Source organism: Wolbachia endosymbiont (group A) of Melieria omissa (assembly GCF_964031125.1).
GTDB classification, from domain to species: domain Bacteria; phylum Pseudomonadota; class Alphaproteobacteria; order Rickettsiales; family Anaplasmataceae; genus Wolbachia; species Wolbachia pipientis.
In genome coordinates, this window is the sequence record NZ_OZ035007.1 from 209,162 (window position 1) to 226,908 (window position 17,747).

Annotated in this window: 13 protein-coding genes and 1 tRNA gene; 13 read left to right on the forward strand and 1 reads right to left on the reverse strand. The window is 36.3% G+C overall.

Features of this window, described 5'->3' with window-relative positions:
• Nucleotides 1–171: 171 nt before the first annotated feature.
• From ACQH2Q_RS00920 to ACQH2Q_RS00980, 13 genes are all read left to right on the forward strand, one after another.
• Complete coding sequence (locus ACQH2Q_RS00920; RefSeq protein ID WP_425383508.1) at nucleotides 172–324, forward strand: hypothetical protein; 153 nt, start codon at nucleotides 172–174, stop codon at nucleotides 322–324.
• 526 nt (nucleotides 325–850) lie between these two features.
• Nucleotides 851–1,225 (forward strand): 30S ribosomal protein S12, encoded by a 375-nt coding sequence (gene rpsL, locus ACQH2Q_RS00925; RefSeq protein WP_006279787.1) that lies wholly within the window; start codon nucleotides 851–853, stop codon nucleotides 1,223–1,225.
• A 5-nt stretch (nucleotides 1,226–1,230) separates the two neighbouring features.
• Nucleotides 1,231–1,710, forward strand: a complete 480-nt coding sequence (gene rpsG / locus ACQH2Q_RS00930) for a 30S ribosomal protein S7 (protein ID WP_007549313.1) — start codon at nucleotides 1,231–1,233, stop codon at nucleotides 1,708–1,710.
• Nucleotides 1,711–1,731: 21 nt separating this feature from the next.
• Nucleotides 1,732–3,807, forward strand: a complete 2,076-nt coding sequence (gene fusA / locus ACQH2Q_RS00935; protein ID WP_425383509.1) for an elongation factor G — start codon at nucleotides 1,732–1,734, stop codon at nucleotides 3,805–3,807.
• An 11-nt stretch (nucleotides 3,808–3,818) separates the two neighbouring features.
• Nucleotides 3,819–4,991: an elongation factor Tu gene (tuf, locus tag ACQH2Q_RS00940; protein WP_010962309.1), complete on the forward strand. Its 1,173-nt coding sequence runs from the start codon at nucleotides 3,819–3,821 to the stop codon at nucleotides 4,989–4,991.
• Between the two features lie 13 nt (nucleotides 4,992–5,004).
• Nucleotides 5,005–5,077: transfer RNA gene (locus ACQH2Q_RS00945), tRNA-Trp, on the forward strand.
• Nucleotides 5,078–5,096: 19 nt separating this feature from the next.
• The gene (gene secE / locus ACQH2Q_RS00950; protein ID WP_022626186.1) at nucleotides 5,097–5,297 is read left to right on the forward strand and encodes a preprotein translocase subunit SecE; all 201 of its coding nucleotides are present in this window, start codon (nucleotides 5,097–5,099) and stop codon (nucleotides 5,295–5,297) included.
• A complete protein-coding gene (nusG, locus tag ACQH2Q_RS00955) occupies nucleotides 5,287–6,123 on the forward strand; it encodes a transcription termination/antitermination protein NusG (RefSeq protein ID WP_070356705.1) in 837 nt (278 codons plus the stop codon). The genes secE and nusG overlap by 11 nt, the downstream gene beginning before the upstream one ends.
• Nucleotides 6,124–6,125: 2 nt before the next feature.
• Nucleotides 6,126–6,566 carry a 50S ribosomal protein L11 gene (locus ACQH2Q_RS00960; protein WP_425383510.1) on the forward strand — a complete coding sequence of 147 codons (441 nt, stop codon included), beginning with the start codon at nucleotides 6,126–6,128 and terminating at the stop codon, nucleotides 6,564–6,566.
• 4 nt (nucleotides 6,567–6,570) lie between these two features.
• Nucleotides 6,571–7,224, forward strand: a complete 654-nt coding sequence (rplA, locus tag ACQH2Q_RS00965) for a 50S ribosomal protein L1 (RefSeq protein ID WP_425383511.1) — start codon at nucleotides 6,571–6,573, stop codon at nucleotides 7,222–7,224.
• A gap of 12 nt (nucleotides 7,225–7,236) precedes the next feature.
• The gene (rplJ, locus tag ACQH2Q_RS00970; protein WP_425383512.1) at nucleotides 7,237–7,755 is read left to right on the forward strand and encodes a 50S ribosomal protein L10; all 519 of its coding nucleotides are present in this window, start codon (nucleotides 7,237–7,239) and stop codon (nucleotides 7,753–7,755) included.
• Nucleotides 7,756–7,781: 26 nt separating this feature from the next.
• Nucleotides 7,782–8,183, forward strand: a complete 402-nt coding sequence (gene rplL / locus ACQH2Q_RS00975) for a 50S ribosomal protein L7/L12 (protein ID WP_007551887.1) — start codon at nucleotides 7,782–7,784, stop codon at nucleotides 8,181–8,183.
• 58 nt (nucleotides 8,184–8,241) lie between these two features.
• On the forward strand, nucleotides 8,242–16,755 hold the full coding sequence (locus tag ACQH2Q_RS00980; protein ID WP_425383513.1) for a DNA-directed RNA polymerase subunit beta/beta': 8,514 nt from the start codon (nucleotides 8,242–8,244) through the stop codon (nucleotides 16,753–16,755).
• Between the two features lie 6 nt (nucleotides 16,756–16,761).
• On the opposite strand, the gene dusB is transcribed toward ACQH2Q_RS00980, so the two are convergent.
• Nucleotides 16,762–17,724 (reverse strand): tRNA dihydrouridine synthase DusB, encoded by a 963-nt coding sequence (gene dusB, locus ACQH2Q_RS00985; protein WP_264339239.1) that lies wholly within the window; start codon nucleotides 17,722–17,724, stop codon nucleotides 16,762–16,764.
• Nucleotides 17,725–17,747: the final 23 nt, after the last annotated feature.

The window sequence follows — 17,747 nt, forward strand, 5'->3', positions numbered from 1 at the left end:
CGTCACGGTATCTCTAGATTCCGCTAACACGTAGCGGGACGACGAGGTCAGGGTGTCATCCTAGTACCTTCTCCTGTCATCCCAGTGCCCAGACACTGAGATCCAGAAAAGTTTGCTTGTAAGCAAGCAAACTAGCACAGAAAGTGGTTACAACATTTTCGATGAGATTATATGGAAAACTGGATTCCAGTGTCAAGCACTGGAATGACACCTTCCTGCTCAGTTCATGTTGCCATAAATATTAAGAAATTTACCAAGCAAAAAAAAGGCAAAAGAAGCCCTAGTCATTGTATATTTTCAGTATTGGCGTTTTTTAAGTCTTAAACACTGCAATTTAGCTGCTTTTAAATGCAACTCACCTTAGTTTAAATGTTTAAGAAATTTACTAAGCAGAAAAAAAGGCAAAAGATATCCCGTATTAGCTAGTTGTCACTCTCTAATCCTGCAAATTGGCGTACTATACTGTCTTAAACGCTTTATAAGCGCGTTTCAGCTTATATAGGTAAAAACCCAGAAATGTTGTGAAGACGTAAAGTGTGCATAGTGCAAAAAATTAAAAATAAGACGCCAATTACGTAATACTGTTGTCATTTAATCTGCACAGATTGAAGATAAATGAATACCTCCAGTACCATGATAATGGGGCTGGCGAAGGGTGTCAAGTAAGTTTTTTCGTTTCTACTGAATGACAGTTGTGGCTTGGGAGGTAGTGCAAGAAGTCTACTGATGGCTTTCAAGGCAGTTGAGCTTAATTATTAGAGTAGTAATGTTTATTTTTATATTGACTATTGAGGTTTATTATTTTATAACTAAAAGCTTAGTTATTTTAATGAGCTTGAGTTTATAACATATGCCTACGATAAATCAATTAATACGTAAGGGTAGATTAGGATTGACCCATAAGAAAAAGGTACCAGCTTTGGGAGAAAGCAACCCTCAAAGGAGAGGTGTTTGCACTAAGGTGTATACTACAACTCCTAGAAAGCCTAACTCAGCACTCCGTAAAGTAGCCAGAGTAAAAATTAGTGGGTATGGTGAAGTGACGGCTTATATACCTGGTGAAGGTCATAATTTACAAGAACACTCTGTTGTTTTGATACGTGGTGGGCGGGTTAAAGATTTGCCAGGTGTGCGTTATCACATAATAAGAGGTGCCCTTGATCTGCGTGGTGTGCAAAATCGAAAGAAAGCTCGTTCAAAATATGGTGTAAAGAAATCTGGTTAAAGTTTATGGCTCGTCGGAATAAAGCAAAAAAAAGAGAAATAAGTCCTGATTCGCGTTACGGCAGTGTTTTGCTGATGCGTTTCATTAATACAATCATGAAATGTGGTAAAAAATCTACTGCAGAAAAGATTATCTATGACGCTTTGTCTTTAGCTGAAAAGAAAATAGGCGAAGGTGGGTTATCAATTTTTGAGACAGCAGTAGGAAATGTTACTCCTTCTATAGAAGTGCGTTCTCGACGCATTGGTGGTGCAACTTATCAAGTACCTGTTGAAGTTCGACAAGATAGAGCGGTTTCTTTAGCGTTAAGGTGGATTGCTAAAGCAACTTCTGCTGCTCGAAAAAAGAGTGGAAAAACCACTGTTGATTGTTTGCAATCTGAAATACTGGATGCTTATAATAAACGCGGTGGTGCGTTTAAGATGTGCGAAGAAAAATATAAAATGGCTGAAGCTAATAAGGCATTTTCTCATCTTCGTTTTTAATGTTAGCTAATTAATTGTGATATGGAAATTGGAATATCTAAATACAGAAATATAGGGATAATGGCTCACATAGATGCTGGTAAGACTACCACAACAGAGCGTATTTTATTTTATACTGGTAAGCAAAATAGAATTGGTGAAGTGCACGATGGTGCAGCTTCTATGGATTGGATGGAGCAGGAAAAAGAGCGTGGTATTACAATCACATCTGCTGCAACAACATGTTTTTGGAATGATCATAGGGTCAATATAATAGACACTCCTGGTCACGTTGATTTCACTATTGAAGTTGAGAGATCTTTAAGGGTTTTGGATGGTGCAGTTGCTGTATTTGATGGAGTTGCTGGAGTTGAACCTCAATCTGAGACAGTGTGGCGTCAAGCTGATAAATATAGCGTTCCTCGTATCTGCTTTGTTAATAAGATGGATAGAATAGGGGCAAATTTTTATCGATGTGTTGATATGATAAAGACGAAGCTTGGTGCAGCACCTTTAGTTATTCATTTACCAATAGGGAGTGAGAAAGATTTCAAAGGTATAATTGACCTTATTTCTATGAAAGCCATTATATGGCAAGAAGAAACGTTGGGCGCTAAATTTTCTTATGAAGATATTCCTTCTGATTTGCTTGATAAGGCTCAAGAATATCGAAATCTTTTATTAGATGCTGCAGCTGAGATGGATGATGAAGCGATGAATACTTACTTTGAGTCTAATGATCTGCCAGTGGATTTACTGAAAAAATGCGTGAGAAATGGGACCATTAAAGGAAAATTTGTTCCTGTGTTATGTGGATCAGCTTTTAAAAATAAAGGCGTACAACCACTTTTAGATGGTGTGGTTGACTTTTTACCTTCTCCTATTGATGTTGATGTAATTGTTGGAATTGATCCTAAAGATTCAGAAAAGAAAATTGAGGTCAAACCTTCAGAAAAAGAGAAATTTGTTGCTCTTGCATTTAAAGTGATGACGGATAAATTTGTAGGCAGCTTGACGTTTATCCGTATTTATTCTGGTAAATTAAAGTCTAAATCTACCGTTTCAAATGCGTTAAAAAACGAAACTGAAGGGATTGGCAGAATGTTACTTATGCATGCAAATAACCGAGAAGATATAACTGAGGCTAGGGCTGGAGATATAGTTGCTTTAGTTGGGCTAAAGAAAACAACCACCGGAGATACTTTATGTTCTGTTGATTTTCCTATATTATTGGAGCGTATGGAATTTCCTGAGCCTGTTATTGAAATTGCTGTGGAACCTAAAACCACTTCAGATCAGGAAAAATTAGGTATTGCTCTAAATAGGTTGGTTGCAGAAGATCCTTCTTTGAGAATGTCAGTAAATGCGGAAAGTGGCCAGACTATATTGAAAGGCATGGGTGAGCTCCATCTTGAGATTATTGTTGATAGAATGAAGCGCGAATTTAACGTTGAGGCTAACGTCGGTGCTCCTCAGGTTGCATATCGTGAAACTATCACTAAATCTGTTGAAATTGATTACACTCATAAAAAACAATCTGGTGGAGCTGGTCAGTTTGCTAAGGTTAAAATAAAATTTGAACCTCTTGAGCCTGGTTCTGGGTTTCAATTTGAAAGTAAAATTGTAGGTGGTGCTATTCCAAAAGAGTATATTCCTGGGGTAGAAAATGGCTTGGAGTTGATAAGAGAAGGTGGTATAATTTCGGGATTTCCGTTGATTGATTTTAAGGCTACCCTTCTTGATGGTGCTTTTCATGAGGTTGATTCTAGTCCTTTAGCTTTTGAACTTGCTGCTAAAGGTGCTTTTAAAGAGATGGCAAATAAAGCTGGTCCAAAAATGCTGGAGCCTATAATGAAAGTTGAAATCATTACTCCTGAAGAATATATGGGTGATGTTATGGGTGATATAAATAGTAGAAGAGGAAATGTTGCTGATATGCTCGATTTAGGTAATAATAGTAAAATAATTACTGCTTCGGTACCTCTTGCAAATATGTTTGGTTATATCAACGTTTTGCGTTCTATGTCTCAGGGAAGGGCGCAGTATAGTATGCATTTTTCTTGTTATGAGCAAGTGCCACAATATGTGGTTGATGAGTTAAAGTTAGAGTATAATTAAGGGTAATAATTATGACAGCAGTAGTGGAAGCATTTGGAAAGCCGCATGTAAATGTGGGAACAATAGGACATGTGGATCATGGGAAGACGACGTTAACAGCGGCGATAACGAAGCATTATGGAAATTTTGTAGCGTACGATCAGATAGATAAAGCGCCAGAAGAAAGGAAGAGGGGGATAACGATAGCAACAGCGCATGTTGAGTATCAGACGGAAAAAAGGCATTATGCACACGTTGATTGTCCTGGACACGCTGACTATGTAAAGAACATGATAGTAGGTGCAGCACAGATGGATGCGGCGATATTGGTAGTGTCGGGGGTTGATGGGCCAATGCCACAAACGAGAGAGCATATATTGCTGGCGAAGCAGGTAGGTGTTGGATATATCGTGGTGTATATAAATAAAGCTGATGTTGCTGATGCTGATATGATAGATTTAGTAGAAATGGAAGTGAGGGAATTACTGAGTAAATACGGATTTCCAGGGGATGAAGTGCCTGTGGTGGTTGGTTCAGCGCTCAAGGCGCTGGAGGATGACAGCAGCGAATATGGAAAGAAATCAATAGACAAATTGATGGAAAAGTTAGATGAATATGTAGCGGTTCCACCAAGGCCTGTGGATTTACCATTTTTATTGCCAATCGAAGATGTATTTTCGATATCGGGGCGAGGAACAGTGGTAACAGGAAGAATAGAGAAGGGAGAGATAAAGACGGGAGAAGAGATAGAGATAATAGGTCTGAAAGCGACGCAAAAGACGATATGCACAGGTGTAGAAATGTTTAAGAAGTTGCTGGATAAGGGAAGTGCAGGACTCAATGTAGGAATATTGTTAAGAGGAACAAAAAGAGAAGAAGTGGAGAGAGGGCAAGTATTGGCAAAACCGGGGACGATAACGCCGCATAGAAAATTTAAGGCGGAGGTTTATATATTAAAGAAAGAGGAAGGAGGAAGGCATACACCATTTTTTGCGAATTACCAGCCACAGTTTTATTTAAGGACAACGGATGTAACTGGGAGCATAAAATTGCTAGATGGGAAGGAGATGGTAATGCCAGGAGATAATGTGAGTGTAGAAGTAGAATTGCAAGTACCGATAGCAATGGATAAGGGATTGCGTTTTGCGATAAGAGAAGGCGGTAGAACTGTTGGTTCTGGTGTTGTTTCTGAAATTTTGGAGTGAGAGTTTGAGTTATAGGAGTGTAGCTCAATTGGTAGAGCGCTGGTCTCCAAAACCAGAGGTTGTAGGTTCAATTCCTATCGCTCCTGCATTAATGTTGTGGTGGAAATGTTAAAAAGTTTGTGTGGTTTTTTCTGTGATATAAAGCAAGAAATACGAAGAATTGCTTGGGTAAAGAAACAGGAGGTGTTGTCATCTCTATTTGTTGTAATGATTGTTATATTATGCTTTTCGATTTTCTTCTGTTTTGTGGATTTTATGTCTCTTTACGTAATTAAGGCTTTATTTGGAATTATTTATGGAATGTGAATATAAATGGTATATCATTAAAGTTGATTATGGATATGAGCAAAACATACGCGAATTGGTAAGTAATGCTGTTTATTTTAAGGAAGTGTTTATTCCTTATCAAACGGTATGTAATTCAAAGTCTGATATAAAAGAATTATGTGAAGTGTATGTATATATGCATCTGTGTGATGAAAGCAAAAATATTTTGAATCAAACGCCTGGATTCTGCAGTGGCGAATCTGGTGATTTTGAGATGATTTCAGATGATGAGATAAGTTTAAAGTGTAAAGAATTTAATAGATATAAATGGTATATCTTGAGAGTTGCTTCCAATTGTGAAGAGAAAGTGCGCCAACATATATTGGAAAATTCTATGAGATTGGGTGTTAATGATTACTTTAAGGAAGTTTTTATTCCATATGAAGAGCTAAGTGAAGTAGAGTTGAAATCTAAGAAAATTGCTACACGAAGGAAATGCTTTCCTGGTTATGTCTTTTTATACGTGAATTTATGCGATGAAGTATTGAATTTTATCAATAATATACCAAAATCTCTTAAGGTTTATGGATTTTTGAAAAACGGTAATATTCCAAAGGTGATTTTGGATGATGAGATTCACTCAATGTGTAATGCACTTTATAATGCTCAAGAGACAAAGAAGTTAGGTTATGGTTATGAAAAAGGTGAAAAAGTGAAAATTAATGATGGTCTTTTTCAAAATTTTACTGGTAAGGTAAATATGGTAAACGATGAGAAAAAAATTATTAATGTGGAAGTATCGATTTTAGGTAAGCCGACAATAATAGAGCTTGATCTGGCTCAAGTAGAGAAAATAGAGGATTAATTATGAGTGTTATAGTTGCTAAGATTAACTTACTTATGGAAGCTGGGAAAGCAGTTCCAGGACCGAAAATTGCTTCAGTACTTGGTCCACGTGGTATACCTGTTCCTAAGTTTTGTGAAGCTTTTAATAAAGTTACTAGTGCTGCTAACGCTAATTATAAAGTAGGCGATTTAGTAACAGTGCGAATTTCCATAAAGGATGATCGCTCTCATGATTTTACTGTCAGCGGTCCGCCTGTGGCTTATTTACTTAAGCAGGAGGCTACATTAAGTAAAAGTTCTGGTAATCCTGGTAAAGAATTAGTGGCTAAATTACCTATGTCTGCTATAATTAAAGTAGCAAAGTGCAAGATGGTTGATATGAAAGTGGATAATGAAGATTCAGCAGTGAAAATGGTTGTAGGCACTGCAAAATCTATGGGTATAGAAGTTGTGGAAGGTTAGGTAAATGAATACATATAATGATAATCCTAAGCAGTGTTTGAAGAAGATTGTTGAGTCTGCTTCAGCAAAATTTAATGAATCAGTTGATATTGCGGTCAATTTAGGCGTAGATTCACGTAAATCTGAAGAGCAGGTGCGTGGTACAGTAGTTTTGCCTAAAGGTATCGGGAAGAATATTAAAGTAGCTGTTTTCGCTCAAGATAAACATTTATTAGAAGCTGAAAAAGCTGGTGCTGATATTGCAGGAGGAGAGGATTTAGTTGAAGAAATAAAAAAAGGTAGAAAGTTAGATGTTGATTGGTGCATTACTACTCCTGATTTTATGGCAAAAATCACTCCTATTGCAAAAGTATTGGGTGCTAAAGGGCTGATGCCTAACCCTAAATTTGGTACTGTGACTTCTAACATTGCAGAAGCTATTAAAACCATTAAGTCTGGTGAGGTAAAATTTAGAACAGATAAAAATGGTGTTATTCATGGTAAATTAGGAAATATTAAATTTGATATTGATGACTTGCTAGAAAATTTAAAAGCCTTTCTTAAAGTAATTAAAGATAATAAACCTATTTCTGCGAAAGGAATTTACTTTAAGGGTGTTTTTTTAAATTCAACTATGGGTAAAGCTTATAAGATAGGCAAAGTGGAAGATATAATTTAAGGGAGTGATACCGTGAAGCGTAAAGATAAGGATGAATTTATACAGAGCACAATAAACGTATTTGTAAATAATGATTTCTTGATATTGGTAAATTTTAAATCTATAAATGCTAATGATTCATTAACTCTGAGGAATAGTCTGAAGTCTGTAGCAGGTGGGGTATTAGTAGTTAAAAACACTCTAGCGCGCTTGGCTTTGGAAAGGACTGGTAAATTCTCTTATTTATCAGGCAAATTTTCCGGTCCTGTTGCTATTATATACTCTAGTGGCATAGTAGAAGCTGCAAAATTAATAGTTGATTTTACTAATGCTAACAAAGAAAAAATGTCTGTGATTTGCGCAGCTCATTTAAATGAATTGTTAACAGTGGAAGATGTTAATAAACTGGCTAAGTTGCCTTCTCTGGATGAATTGCGTGTTAAAATTATGCGTTTAATATCTTATGATATTCCTGCTCGGTTAGCGTTGTCTATTAATTCATCTTCTATGAGGCTTATGAGAGTTTTGGATTATTATAGTTCTAAAAAATAAATTTGTTGTTAAGTAAGGTGGTAATTATGAGTAATGTAACAAGTGATTTGGTTGATAAAATATTATCTTTAAACCTATTAGAGGCTTCTGAACTTGTAAAAGTTTTAGAAGAGAAAATAGGGTTGCCTGCTGGTTCTTTTCTTGGTGGAGCTGTTGGTGCTGGGGCGCCTATTGGTGATAATGCTGCTGCTCCTGCTGCTCAAGAAAAAGCTGAGTATAAAGTTGTGATTAAAGAAATTGATGCGAGTAAAAAAATAGGAGTTATTAAAGCTGTGAGAGAGGTTAATTCTACATTGGGTTTAAAAGAAGCAAAAGAGTTGGTTGAATCTTTACCTAAAGATTTGACTGCTAATGTTCCTAAAGACGAAGCAGAAAAAATCAAGCAAAAACTTATTGAAGCAGGAGCAACTAAAGTGGAGCTTGAATAATATTTAATGTATTAATTTTATATTGATATAGCTCTTTTAATTAGTTTGGGGTATTTTAATGGTTGATTCTTCTTATATGTACGCTTCTGGTGCTTTTGTTCCTAGAGTTTCTTATTCTAGGTCGATTGATTTAAAAGATTCTTTATTGGATTTGGTTAAGGTTCAAAAAGAATCATATGATTCTTTTACTCCTAAGAATAAGGGTAATGAAAGACTTGAAGTTATCTTTCATACAATCTTTCCAATAAATGATCCTTTGCGTAGGGCTACTATTGAGTTTATAAGTTGTAGGGTAGATGATCCTAAGTATGATGAATCTGAGTGTATAAAGCGTGGTGTAACTTTTTCTGCTCAGGTTATTGCTTCTATACGTCTTGTTGTTATGCAGGATGGTATTTCTCTTGATGAATATAAATCGATTAAAGAGAGTGGAGATCATTCTAAACTTGCAACCGTTGTAAAATCTATAGAAGAGCAGAAAGTCCACTTTTGTGGGTTGCCTATGATGACTGATAAGGGCACTTTCATCATTAATGGTGTGGAAAAAGTTATCGTCTCACAAATGCATAGGTCTCCTGGTGTATTTTTTGATAGCGATAAGGGAAAAACTTACAATTCTGGTAAATTGATCTATTCTGCTAGAATTATTCCTTATAGGGGTTCTTGGCTTGATATTGAATTTGATGTTAAAGACCATTTGTATTTTCGTGTTGATAGAAAAAGAAAATTGCCAATTTCAGTTTTATTAAAGGCGTTGGGTCTATCAAATAATGATATACTCGATAGATTTTATGAGAAAATAAAGTATGTAAAACATAAAGATGGTTGGAAAGTGCCTTTTGTTCCTGATAAATTTAAAGGAGTGAGGCTGCCTTTCGACTTAATGGATATTGAAGGTAATGTGCTGCTTAAAGCTAACGTTTGTATTACCTCAAGACTAGCTAAAAAGCTATATGATAATGAATTGAAAGAGTATCTGGTTCCTTTTAATTCTATATGTGGTTTATTCCTCGCAGAAGATTTAATGGATAGTGCTAGCTCTACGAAAATTTTATCTGCTGGTGAATCTATAAAGCTGGAAGACATAAAGAAGCTTGAGTTATTATCTGTAGATGAAATATCAGTGTTGAACATAGATAATTTGTTTGTTGGACCTTATATATTAAATACGCTTTTCTTAGATGAAAACATGTCTTATCAGGATGCACTATATGAAATATATAGAGTTTTGCGTCCTGGTGAAGTTCCTGTTTTAGAGATAGTAGAAGAGTTTTTCCGTAATCTTTTCTTCAGTCCGGAATATTATGATTTGTCTAACATTGGTAGGTTGAAGCTTAACTCTTACCTTGGATTAAATTATGATGAGGATTTAACTGTTTTAACGCATGAAGATATTATTGAAATTGTGAAAAAAATAGTATTGTTACGTGACGGTCAAGGATCTGTAGATGATATTGATCATTTAGGAAACAGAAGAGTAAGATCAGTTGGAGAGTTTATAGAAAATCAATTTAGAACTGGGTTGTTGAAATTGGAACGCGCAATAGTTGATTCTATGTCCACTTCTAGTTTAGATAAAGTTTCTCCATCTGATTTTATTAATCCAAAAGTGTTAACTAATGTCTTAAGAGATTTCTTCAATTCTTCTCAATTATCTCAATTTATGGATCAGACTAATCCGTTATCTGAAATAACACATAAAAGAAGGTTATCCGCGTTAGGTCCTGGCGGTTTAACAAGAGAACGGGCAGGATTTGAGGTGCGTGATGTTCATCCAACTCATTATGGAAGAATTTGCCCTATTGAGACTCCTGAAGGGCAAAATATAGGGTTAATCAACAGCTTAGCTATATACGCGCGTATTAATAAATATGGTTTCATTGAAAGCCCTTATAGAAAAGTAGTCAATAGGGTTGTTACTGATCAAATTGAGTATCTTTCTGCTATAGACGAAGGCTCACATCATATAGCTGACACTAGCGTAAAGCTTGATGAAAATAATTGCTTTGTTGATGACATGCTATACTGTAGATATGCTGGTAGCTTCGTCATGGTAAGTAGCGACCAAGTTAGTTACATTGACGTATCTCCTAAGCAGGTAATATCAGTTGCAGCTTCCTTGATTCCATTTTTAGAAAATGATGATGCTAATAGAGCATTAATGGGCTCAAATATGCAACGTCAGGCCGTACCTTTATTGAAGCCTACCGCTCCTCTGGTTGCTACTGGTATGGAGTCTTTTGTAGCTTCTGGCTCTGGTGCTGTAGTTTTAGCAAAACGCGATGGCATAGTTGATAGTTCTGATAGTAACTCTATAGTTATACGTGCTTTTGATAAAGAAAGGGTTAACTACTTGGACGTAGATATTTATCATCTAAGGAAATTTCAGCGTTCTAACCATAATACTTGTATTAATCAAAGACCGCTAGTGTGCGTAGGTGATTATGTTAAAAAGGGTGATGTAATAGCTGATGGTCCTGCAATTAACAGTGGTGAGTTGGCGCTTGGTAAAAATTTGCTAGTCGCTTTTATGTCTTGGCAAGGTTATAATTTTGAAGACTCTATTATTATTTCTAGTGAAGTTGTTAAAAAAGATCTCTTTACTTCTATTCATATAGAAGAATTTGACTGTGTTGTACATGATACCCCTTTAGGATCAGAAAAAATAACTCGTGCTATACCTGGTGTTAATGAAGAAAATCTATATCACTTGGATGATAGTGGTATAGTGAAAATTGGTACAAGAGTTGGTCCAGGCTATATTCTGGTAGGTAAAGTTACACCTAAACCTTCTCTTTCATTGCCTCCTGAAACGAAGTTATTAATGACAATTTTTGGTGAAAAGTCATTCGATTGTGCGGATTCCTCTTTATATACATCTCCAGATGTTGAAGGGACAGTAATTGATGTACAAGTCTTTACACGCAGGGGGGTTGAAGAAAATGAAAGGGCATTACTCATCAAACAAAAAGAGATAAATGACTTTGAGGAAGAGCGAGATTATATAATCAATGTTACTAGTGAATATTTCTATGATGAACTGAAGAAACTTCTTATTAATTCTGGTTCTCAAGATCGAGAAAAATTTGACTCTATTGAACGTGAGCAATGGTGGGGTATAGGATTAAAAAACCAATCCATTTCTGAGCAAGTTAAGAGCTTAAAAAAAGATTTTGATGAAAAAGTATCACATGCAATAGCACAGTTTAAGCTAAAAGTAGAAAAATTACATGAAGGTTATGACCTGCCTCAAGGTGTGTCGATGTCAGTAAAAGTTTTCATTGCTGTGAAACATAGTCTGCAACCAGGGGATAAAATGGCTGGTAGACATGGAAATAAAGGTGTGATTTCTCGAGTTGTGCCAGTGGAAGATATGCCTTATTTGGAAGATGGTACTCCTGTTGATATTATTCTTAACCCTCTTGGTGTTCCTTCACGAATGAATGTAGGGCAAATACTGGAAACGCATGTAGGTTGGGCTTGTAGAAAATTAGGGGAAAAGGTAAGTAATATTCTCGATGAGATCAATAAGATCAAAAGTGCTTTTTGCAAGGGAATTAGGTCCCTTAACGATGATAATTTTACACAATTTGCAGTAGCATACCTTGATAATAAAAAAATTGAAAATATTGATGATGATGAAATAACGGCTTCTGTTTTAAATACACCTAATAAGAATGCACTAAATGACGAGTTGAATGAGTTAGTAGAGAACTATTTGAACTCTTGTAAAAGTTCATACAGCAATTTACGTAACTTCCTGATTGAGGTTTATAGCTATGGCAGTAACGTATCTATCTGTAATGATATTCGTAATATTAGTGATAATAATCTCATTGAATTTGCACGCAAATTACGTGATGGCGTTCCTGTTGCTGCACCTGTATTTGAGGGTCCAAAAGATGAACAAATAGCAAAATTATTTGAACTTGCTGGTTTAGATAACTCTGGACAAGCTGTATTATATGACGGTTGCAGTGGTGAAAAATTCGACCGCAAGGTTACAGTTGGTTACATGTACATGCTTAAGTTGCACCACTTGGTTGATGGTAAAATTCATGCGCGTTCAGTAGGGCCTTATAGTTTGGTTACTCAACAACCTCTTGGAGGAAAATCTCATTTTGGTGGTCAGCGTTTTGGTGAAATGGAATGTTGGGCATTACAAGCCTATGGTGCTGCTTATACTTTGCAGGAAATGTTAACTGTGAAGTCTGATGATATTAATGGTAGAGTTAAGATTTATGAATCGATAATAAAAGGTGACAGTAATTTTGAATGTGGAATTCCTGAATCCTTTAATGTGATGATAAAAGAACTACGTTCTTTATGTTTAAATGTAGATTTAAAGCAAAATGATGTAGTGATTGAAGATATATCTCACACTAACATTGCACAACCTTTTAATGAGGTTAGCATATCGATTGCTAGCCCTGAAAGTATTAAGCGTATATCTTGTGGTGAGATAGAAGATGTTTCAACTGCAAATTATCGTACGTTCAAAGTTGAGAAAGGTGGATTATTTTGCCCTAAGGTTTTTGGCCCTGTCAATGACGATGAATGTTTATGTGGAAAATACAAAAAAAGAAGACACAGAGGTCGCATATGCGAAAAATGCGGAGTAGAAGTTACATCTTCTAAAGTAAGAAGAGAAAGGATGGGTCATATAGAGCTTGCATCTCCTGTTGCTCATATATGGTTTTTGAAATCGCTTCCTTCAAGAATTGGAGCATTATTGGATATGTCTCTCAGAGATATTGAGAATATTTTATATAGCGATAATTATATCGTAATAGATCCTCTTGTTTCGCCTTTTGAAAAAGGTGAGATTATTAGTGAAAAAGCTTATAATGAAGCTAAAGATAGCTATGGGATCGATAGTTTTGTAGCTATGCAAGGTGTTGAAGCTATAAGAGAGTTGCTAACGCGCCTTGATTTACATGAAATTAGGAAGGATTTAAGACTAGAATTAGAATCTGTTGCTTCTGAGATAAGAAGAAAGAAAATTATAAAGAGATTGCGTATTGTTGAAAACTTCATTAAATCTGGAAATAGGCCTGAGTGGATGATACTTACAACTATACCTATTTTACCACCTGATTTGCGTCCTTTGGTATCGCTTGAGAGTGGTCGTCCTGCAGTTTCTGATCTGAATCATCATTATAGGACTATTATTAATAGAAATAACAGGTTGAGGAAATTGTTGAGCTTAAATCCTCCTGAGATTATGATTCGTAATGAAAAAAGGATGTTACAAGAAGCAGTTGATTCTCTTTTTGATAATAGTCGTCGTAATACTTTGGTAAATAAAGCTGGTGCTGTTGGATATAAAAAGTCCATTAGTGATATGTTAAAAGGAAAACAGGGTCGTTTTCGCCAGAACCTCTTAGGAAAAAGGGTAGACTACTCTGGACGTTCTGTAATAGTTGTTGGTCCAACTTTGAAACTAAATCAGTGTGGATTACCAAAAAGAATGGCTCTTGAACTATTCAAACCTTTTGTTTACTCAAAGCTTAAGATGTATGGTATGGCTCCAACTATTAAGTTTGCTAGTAAGTTGATAAGAGCAGAAAAACCAGAAGTTTGGGATATGCTTGAAGAGGTAATAAAAGAGCATCCTGTTTTGTTGAATAGAGCGCCTACGCTACATAGACTTGGTATTCAGGCTTTTGAGCCAATCCTTATTGAAGGCAAAGCAATACAGCTTCATCCGCTTGTCTGTACGGCGTTTAATGCTGATTTTGATGGTGATCAAATGGCAGTGCATGTGCCAATTTCATTGGAAGCTCAGCTTGAAGCTAGGGTGTTGATGATGTCCACTAATAACGTTTTAAGTCCTTCTAATGGCAGACCGATTATAGTTCCTAGTAAAGATATAGTACTTGGTATATATTATCTGACTTTACAAGAACCTAAGGAAGATAATTTACCATCTTTTGGTGCTTTTTGTGAAGTTGAGCATTCCTTGAGTGATGGTACTTTACATATTCATTCTAGTATAAAGTATAGGATGGAGTATATTAATAGCAGCGGTGAAACTCACTATAAAACTGTTTGTACAACTCCTGGCCGTTTAATATTATGGCAAATTTTTCCTAAGCATGAGAATCTAGGCTTCGATCTAATAAATCAGATATTAACAGTCAAGGAAATAACTGGTATAGTTGATTTGGTATATCGTAACTGTGGTCAAAGTGCTACAGTGGCATTTTCTGATAAATTAATGGTACTTGGCTTTGAGTATGCCACATTTTCTGGTGTCTCTTTTGGTCGTTGTGATATGGTTATACCTGAAACTAAAGCTACACATGTTGATCACGCGAGGGGTGAAATTAAGAAATTCTCTATGCAATATCAAGATGGGCTAATAACTAGAAGTGAGAGGTATAACAAGGTTATAGATGAATGGTCTAAGTGTACGGATATGATAGCTAATGATATGTTAAAAGCAATATCTATATATGATGGAAATAGTAAGTACAACTCAGTGTATATGATGGTTAACTCTGGTGCAAGGGGTTCTACTTCACAGATGAAACAGCTAGCAGGAATGCGAGGGCTCATGACCAAACCTTCTGGTGAGATTATAGAAACACCTATAATTTCTAATTTCCGTGAAGGATTGAACGTATTTGAATACTTTAATTCTACTCACGGTGCGCGTAAAGGTTTAGCTGACACTGCACTTAAAACTGCAAACTCTGGATACTTAACTCGTCGTTTAGTTGATGTATCTCAAAATTGCATAGTTACAAAGCATGACTGTAAAACAAAAAATGGTCTTGTTGTGAGAGCTACAGTTGAAGGAAGTACTATAGTTGCATCTCTAGAGAGTGTTGTGCTGGGTAGAACAGCTGCAAATGATATATATAACCCAGTGACAAAAGAATTATTAGTAAAAGCAGGGGAATTAATTGATGAGGATAAAGTAAAGCAAATCAGCATTGCAGGTCTTGATGTTGTAAAAATTAGATCGCCTTTAACTTGTGAAATAAGTCCTGGTGTATGTTCTTTATGTTATGGAAGAGACCTTGCAACTGGTAAAATTGTTTCAATAGGTGAAGCAGTTGGTGTTATAGCTGCTCAATCTGTTGGAGAGCCAGGTACTCAGTTAACGATGCGTACTTTTCATATAGGTGGAGTAATGACTAGAGGCGTTGAATCCTCGAATATTATAGCTTCTATTAATGCTAAAATAAAGTTAAACAATAGTAATATAATTATAGATAGAAACGGAAATAAAATTGTGATAAGCCGTTCCTGTGAAGTCGTGTTGATTGATAGCCTTGGTAGTGAGAAGTTGAAGCACAGTGTACCTTACGGCGCTAAGCTTTATGTAGATGAGAGTGGGTCAGTAAAAATTGGCGATAAAGTTGCGGAATGGGATCCTTATACATTGCCTATTATCACGGAGAAGACTGGTACAGTGTCTTATCAGGACTTAAAAGATGGAATTTCGATCACTGAAGTGATGGATGAATCTACAGGAATATCAAGCAAAGTAGTAAAAGACTGGAAATTGCATTCTGGTGGAGCTAATTTACGTCCTCGTATTGTGCTGCTTGACGATAATGGTAAAGTAATGACACTCGCAAGTGGCGTTGAAGCATGTTATTTTATACCAATCGGTGCAGTGCTCAATGTACAAGATGGCCAGAAGGTTCATGCAGGTGATGTTATTACAAGAACACCAAGAGAGTCAGTTAAAACTCGTGATATTACTGGTGGTTTACCGAGGGTTATAGAGTTATTTGAAGCACGTCGTCCTAAAGAGCATGCTATTGTTAGTGAGATAGATGGCTATGTAGCGTTTTCTGAAAAAGACCGTAGAGGAAAACGCAGTATATTAATTAAACCTGTAGATGAACAAATTTCTCCAGTTGAATATTTGGTATCAAGAAGTAAGCATGTAATAGTCAATGAAGGTGATTTTGTACGTAAAGGTGATCTATTGATGGATGGTGACCCTGATCTCCATGATATTTTACGTGTGCTTGGGTTAGAAGCTTTAGCGCACTATATGATTTCTGAAATACAGCAAGTTTATAGATTGCAGGGTGTTCGTATAGACAATAAGCATTTAGAGGTGATCTTAAAACAAATGCTACAAAAAGTGGAAATTACTGATCCTGGTGATACTATGTACTTGGTTGGCGAAAGCATTGACAAGCTGGAAGTTGATAGGGAAAATGATGCTATGAGTAACTCTGGCAAACGGCCTACTCATTATCTTCCTATTCTGCAGGGGATTACTAGGGCAAGTCTTGAAACTAGCTCCTTTATTTCTGCTGCCTCTTTCCAAGAGACAACAAAAGTACTTACAGAAGCAGCATTCTGCGGGAAGAGTGATCCTTTAAGTGGATTAAAAGAAAATGTTATAGTAGGAAGATTAATTCCTGCTGGTACAGGTTTGATTATGAATAAGATCAGAGCACTTTCACTTTGTGATAATGTGGATAAATATGAAAAATATTTTGATATTGAAACTTATGACGAGGAATGGTTGATGGATAATGGTTGTCATTTACACTCTGGTGAGGAAGAGAGCGTAGTGGCATACGATCAGTCGAATTGAGTACAGCTAGTGTGTCTCTTGACCAAAAAAGCCAATAATATTTTCTTTCACTTCTGTGCTATCTGTCATGTTATTTACTCTCACACGAAATTCAGATGAGCCTTGAAGCCCGCTACTGTACCAACCTATGTGTTTGCGGGCCATCTTTATTCCTGTGTCATTTCCATAGTACTCAAGAATATTGTCGTAATGCTCGAGTATGATGCTTAATCTCTCTGAAGCTGTTGGCTCAGAAGTTTCACTTCCACTGAGAAAGTTCATTGCTTGATTAATCAGCCAAGGTTTACCGTAGGCACCACGACCTATCATCACTCCATCTGCTCCAGATTCTTTGAGAGCATTCTGAATATCATTTAAATTTTTAATATCGCCATTTACTATAACTGGAATTTTCACTTGCTCTTTAACATTTCTAACGAATTTCCAATCTGCTTGACCATTATAAAGCTGCGCTCTTGTTCTTCCATGCACAGTGATCATTTTTGCTCCTAAGTCTTCGGCAATTTTCGCAAGTCTCGGGGCATTGCGATTTTCATCGTTCCATCCAGTGCGCATTTTCACCGTAACTGGCATATTCACTGCTTTGACCACAGCTTCAATTATCTCAGCGGCTTTTTTCTCATCACGCATTAGCGCTGATCCTGCATAACCGTTTACAACTTTTTTAACAGGGCAACCAAAGTTTATGTCTATAATTTTTGCTCCCATATCCTCATTCAATTTTGCAGCTTCTGCCATAACATTCGGTTCGCATCCAGCAAGCTGAACAGCAGTTAATGCATCGACTTTTGCTTTTTGCAAACTCTGGCGAGTTTGCATAATCATAGCTCTGCTTGCAATCATCTCTGAAACTAACAAACTTGCACCAAGTTTCTTCACAATACTTCTAAACGGATAATCAGTCACTCCAGACATTGGAGCTAAAATAACTGGAGAATCAATTGTCAAATTTCCTATTTGGAGGGGCATAAGGTCAATGGTAATTTTTCATT

Bases quoted from the DNA above. Each gene is read 5' to 3' on its own strand.
- secE (WP_022626186.1), top strand. From the start codon at position 5,097: ATGTTAAAAAGTTTGTGTGGTTTTTTCTGTGATATAAAGCAAGAAATA.
- nusG (WP_070356705.1), top strand. From the start codon at position 5,287: ATGGAATGTGAATATAAATGGTATATCATTAAAGTTGATTATGGATAT.
- rplA (WP_425383511.1), top strand. From the start codon at position 6,571: ATGAATACATATAATGATAATCCTAAGCAGTGTTTGAAGAAGATTGTT.
- dusB (WP_264339239.1), bottom strand. From the start codon at position 17,724: ATGCCCCTCCAAATAGGAAATTTGACAATTGATTCTCCAGTTATTTTA.
- rpsL (WP_006279787.1), top strand. From the start codon at position 851: ATGCCTACGATAAATCAATTAATACGTAAGGGTAGATTAGGATTGACC.
- rpsG (WP_007549313.1), top strand. From the start codon at position 1,231: ATGGCTCGTCGGAATAAAGCAAAAAAAAGAGAAATAAGTCCTGATTCG.
- ACQH2Q_RS00920 (WP_425383508.1), top strand. From the start codon at position 172: ATGGAAAACTGGATTCCAGTGTCAAGCACTGGAATGACACCTTCCTGC.
- tuf (WP_010962309.1), top strand. From the start codon at position 3,819: ATGACAGCAGTAGTGGAAGCATTTGGAAAGCCGCATGTAAATGTGGGA.
- ACQH2Q_RS00980 (WP_425383513.1), top strand. From the start codon at position 8,242: ATGGTTGATTCTTCTTATATGTACGCTTCTGGTGCTTTTGTTCCTAGA.
- fusA (WP_425383509.1), top strand. From the start codon at position 1,732: ATGGAAATTGGAATATCTAAATACAGAAATATAGGGATAATGGCTCAC.
- ACQH2Q_RS00960 (WP_425383510.1), top strand. From the start codon at position 6,126: ATGAGTGTTATAGTTGCTAAGATTAACTTACTTATGGAAGCTGGGAAA.
- rplL (WP_007551887.1), top strand. From the start codon at position 7,782: ATGAGTAATGTAACAAGTGATTTGGTTGATAAAATATTATCTTTAAAC.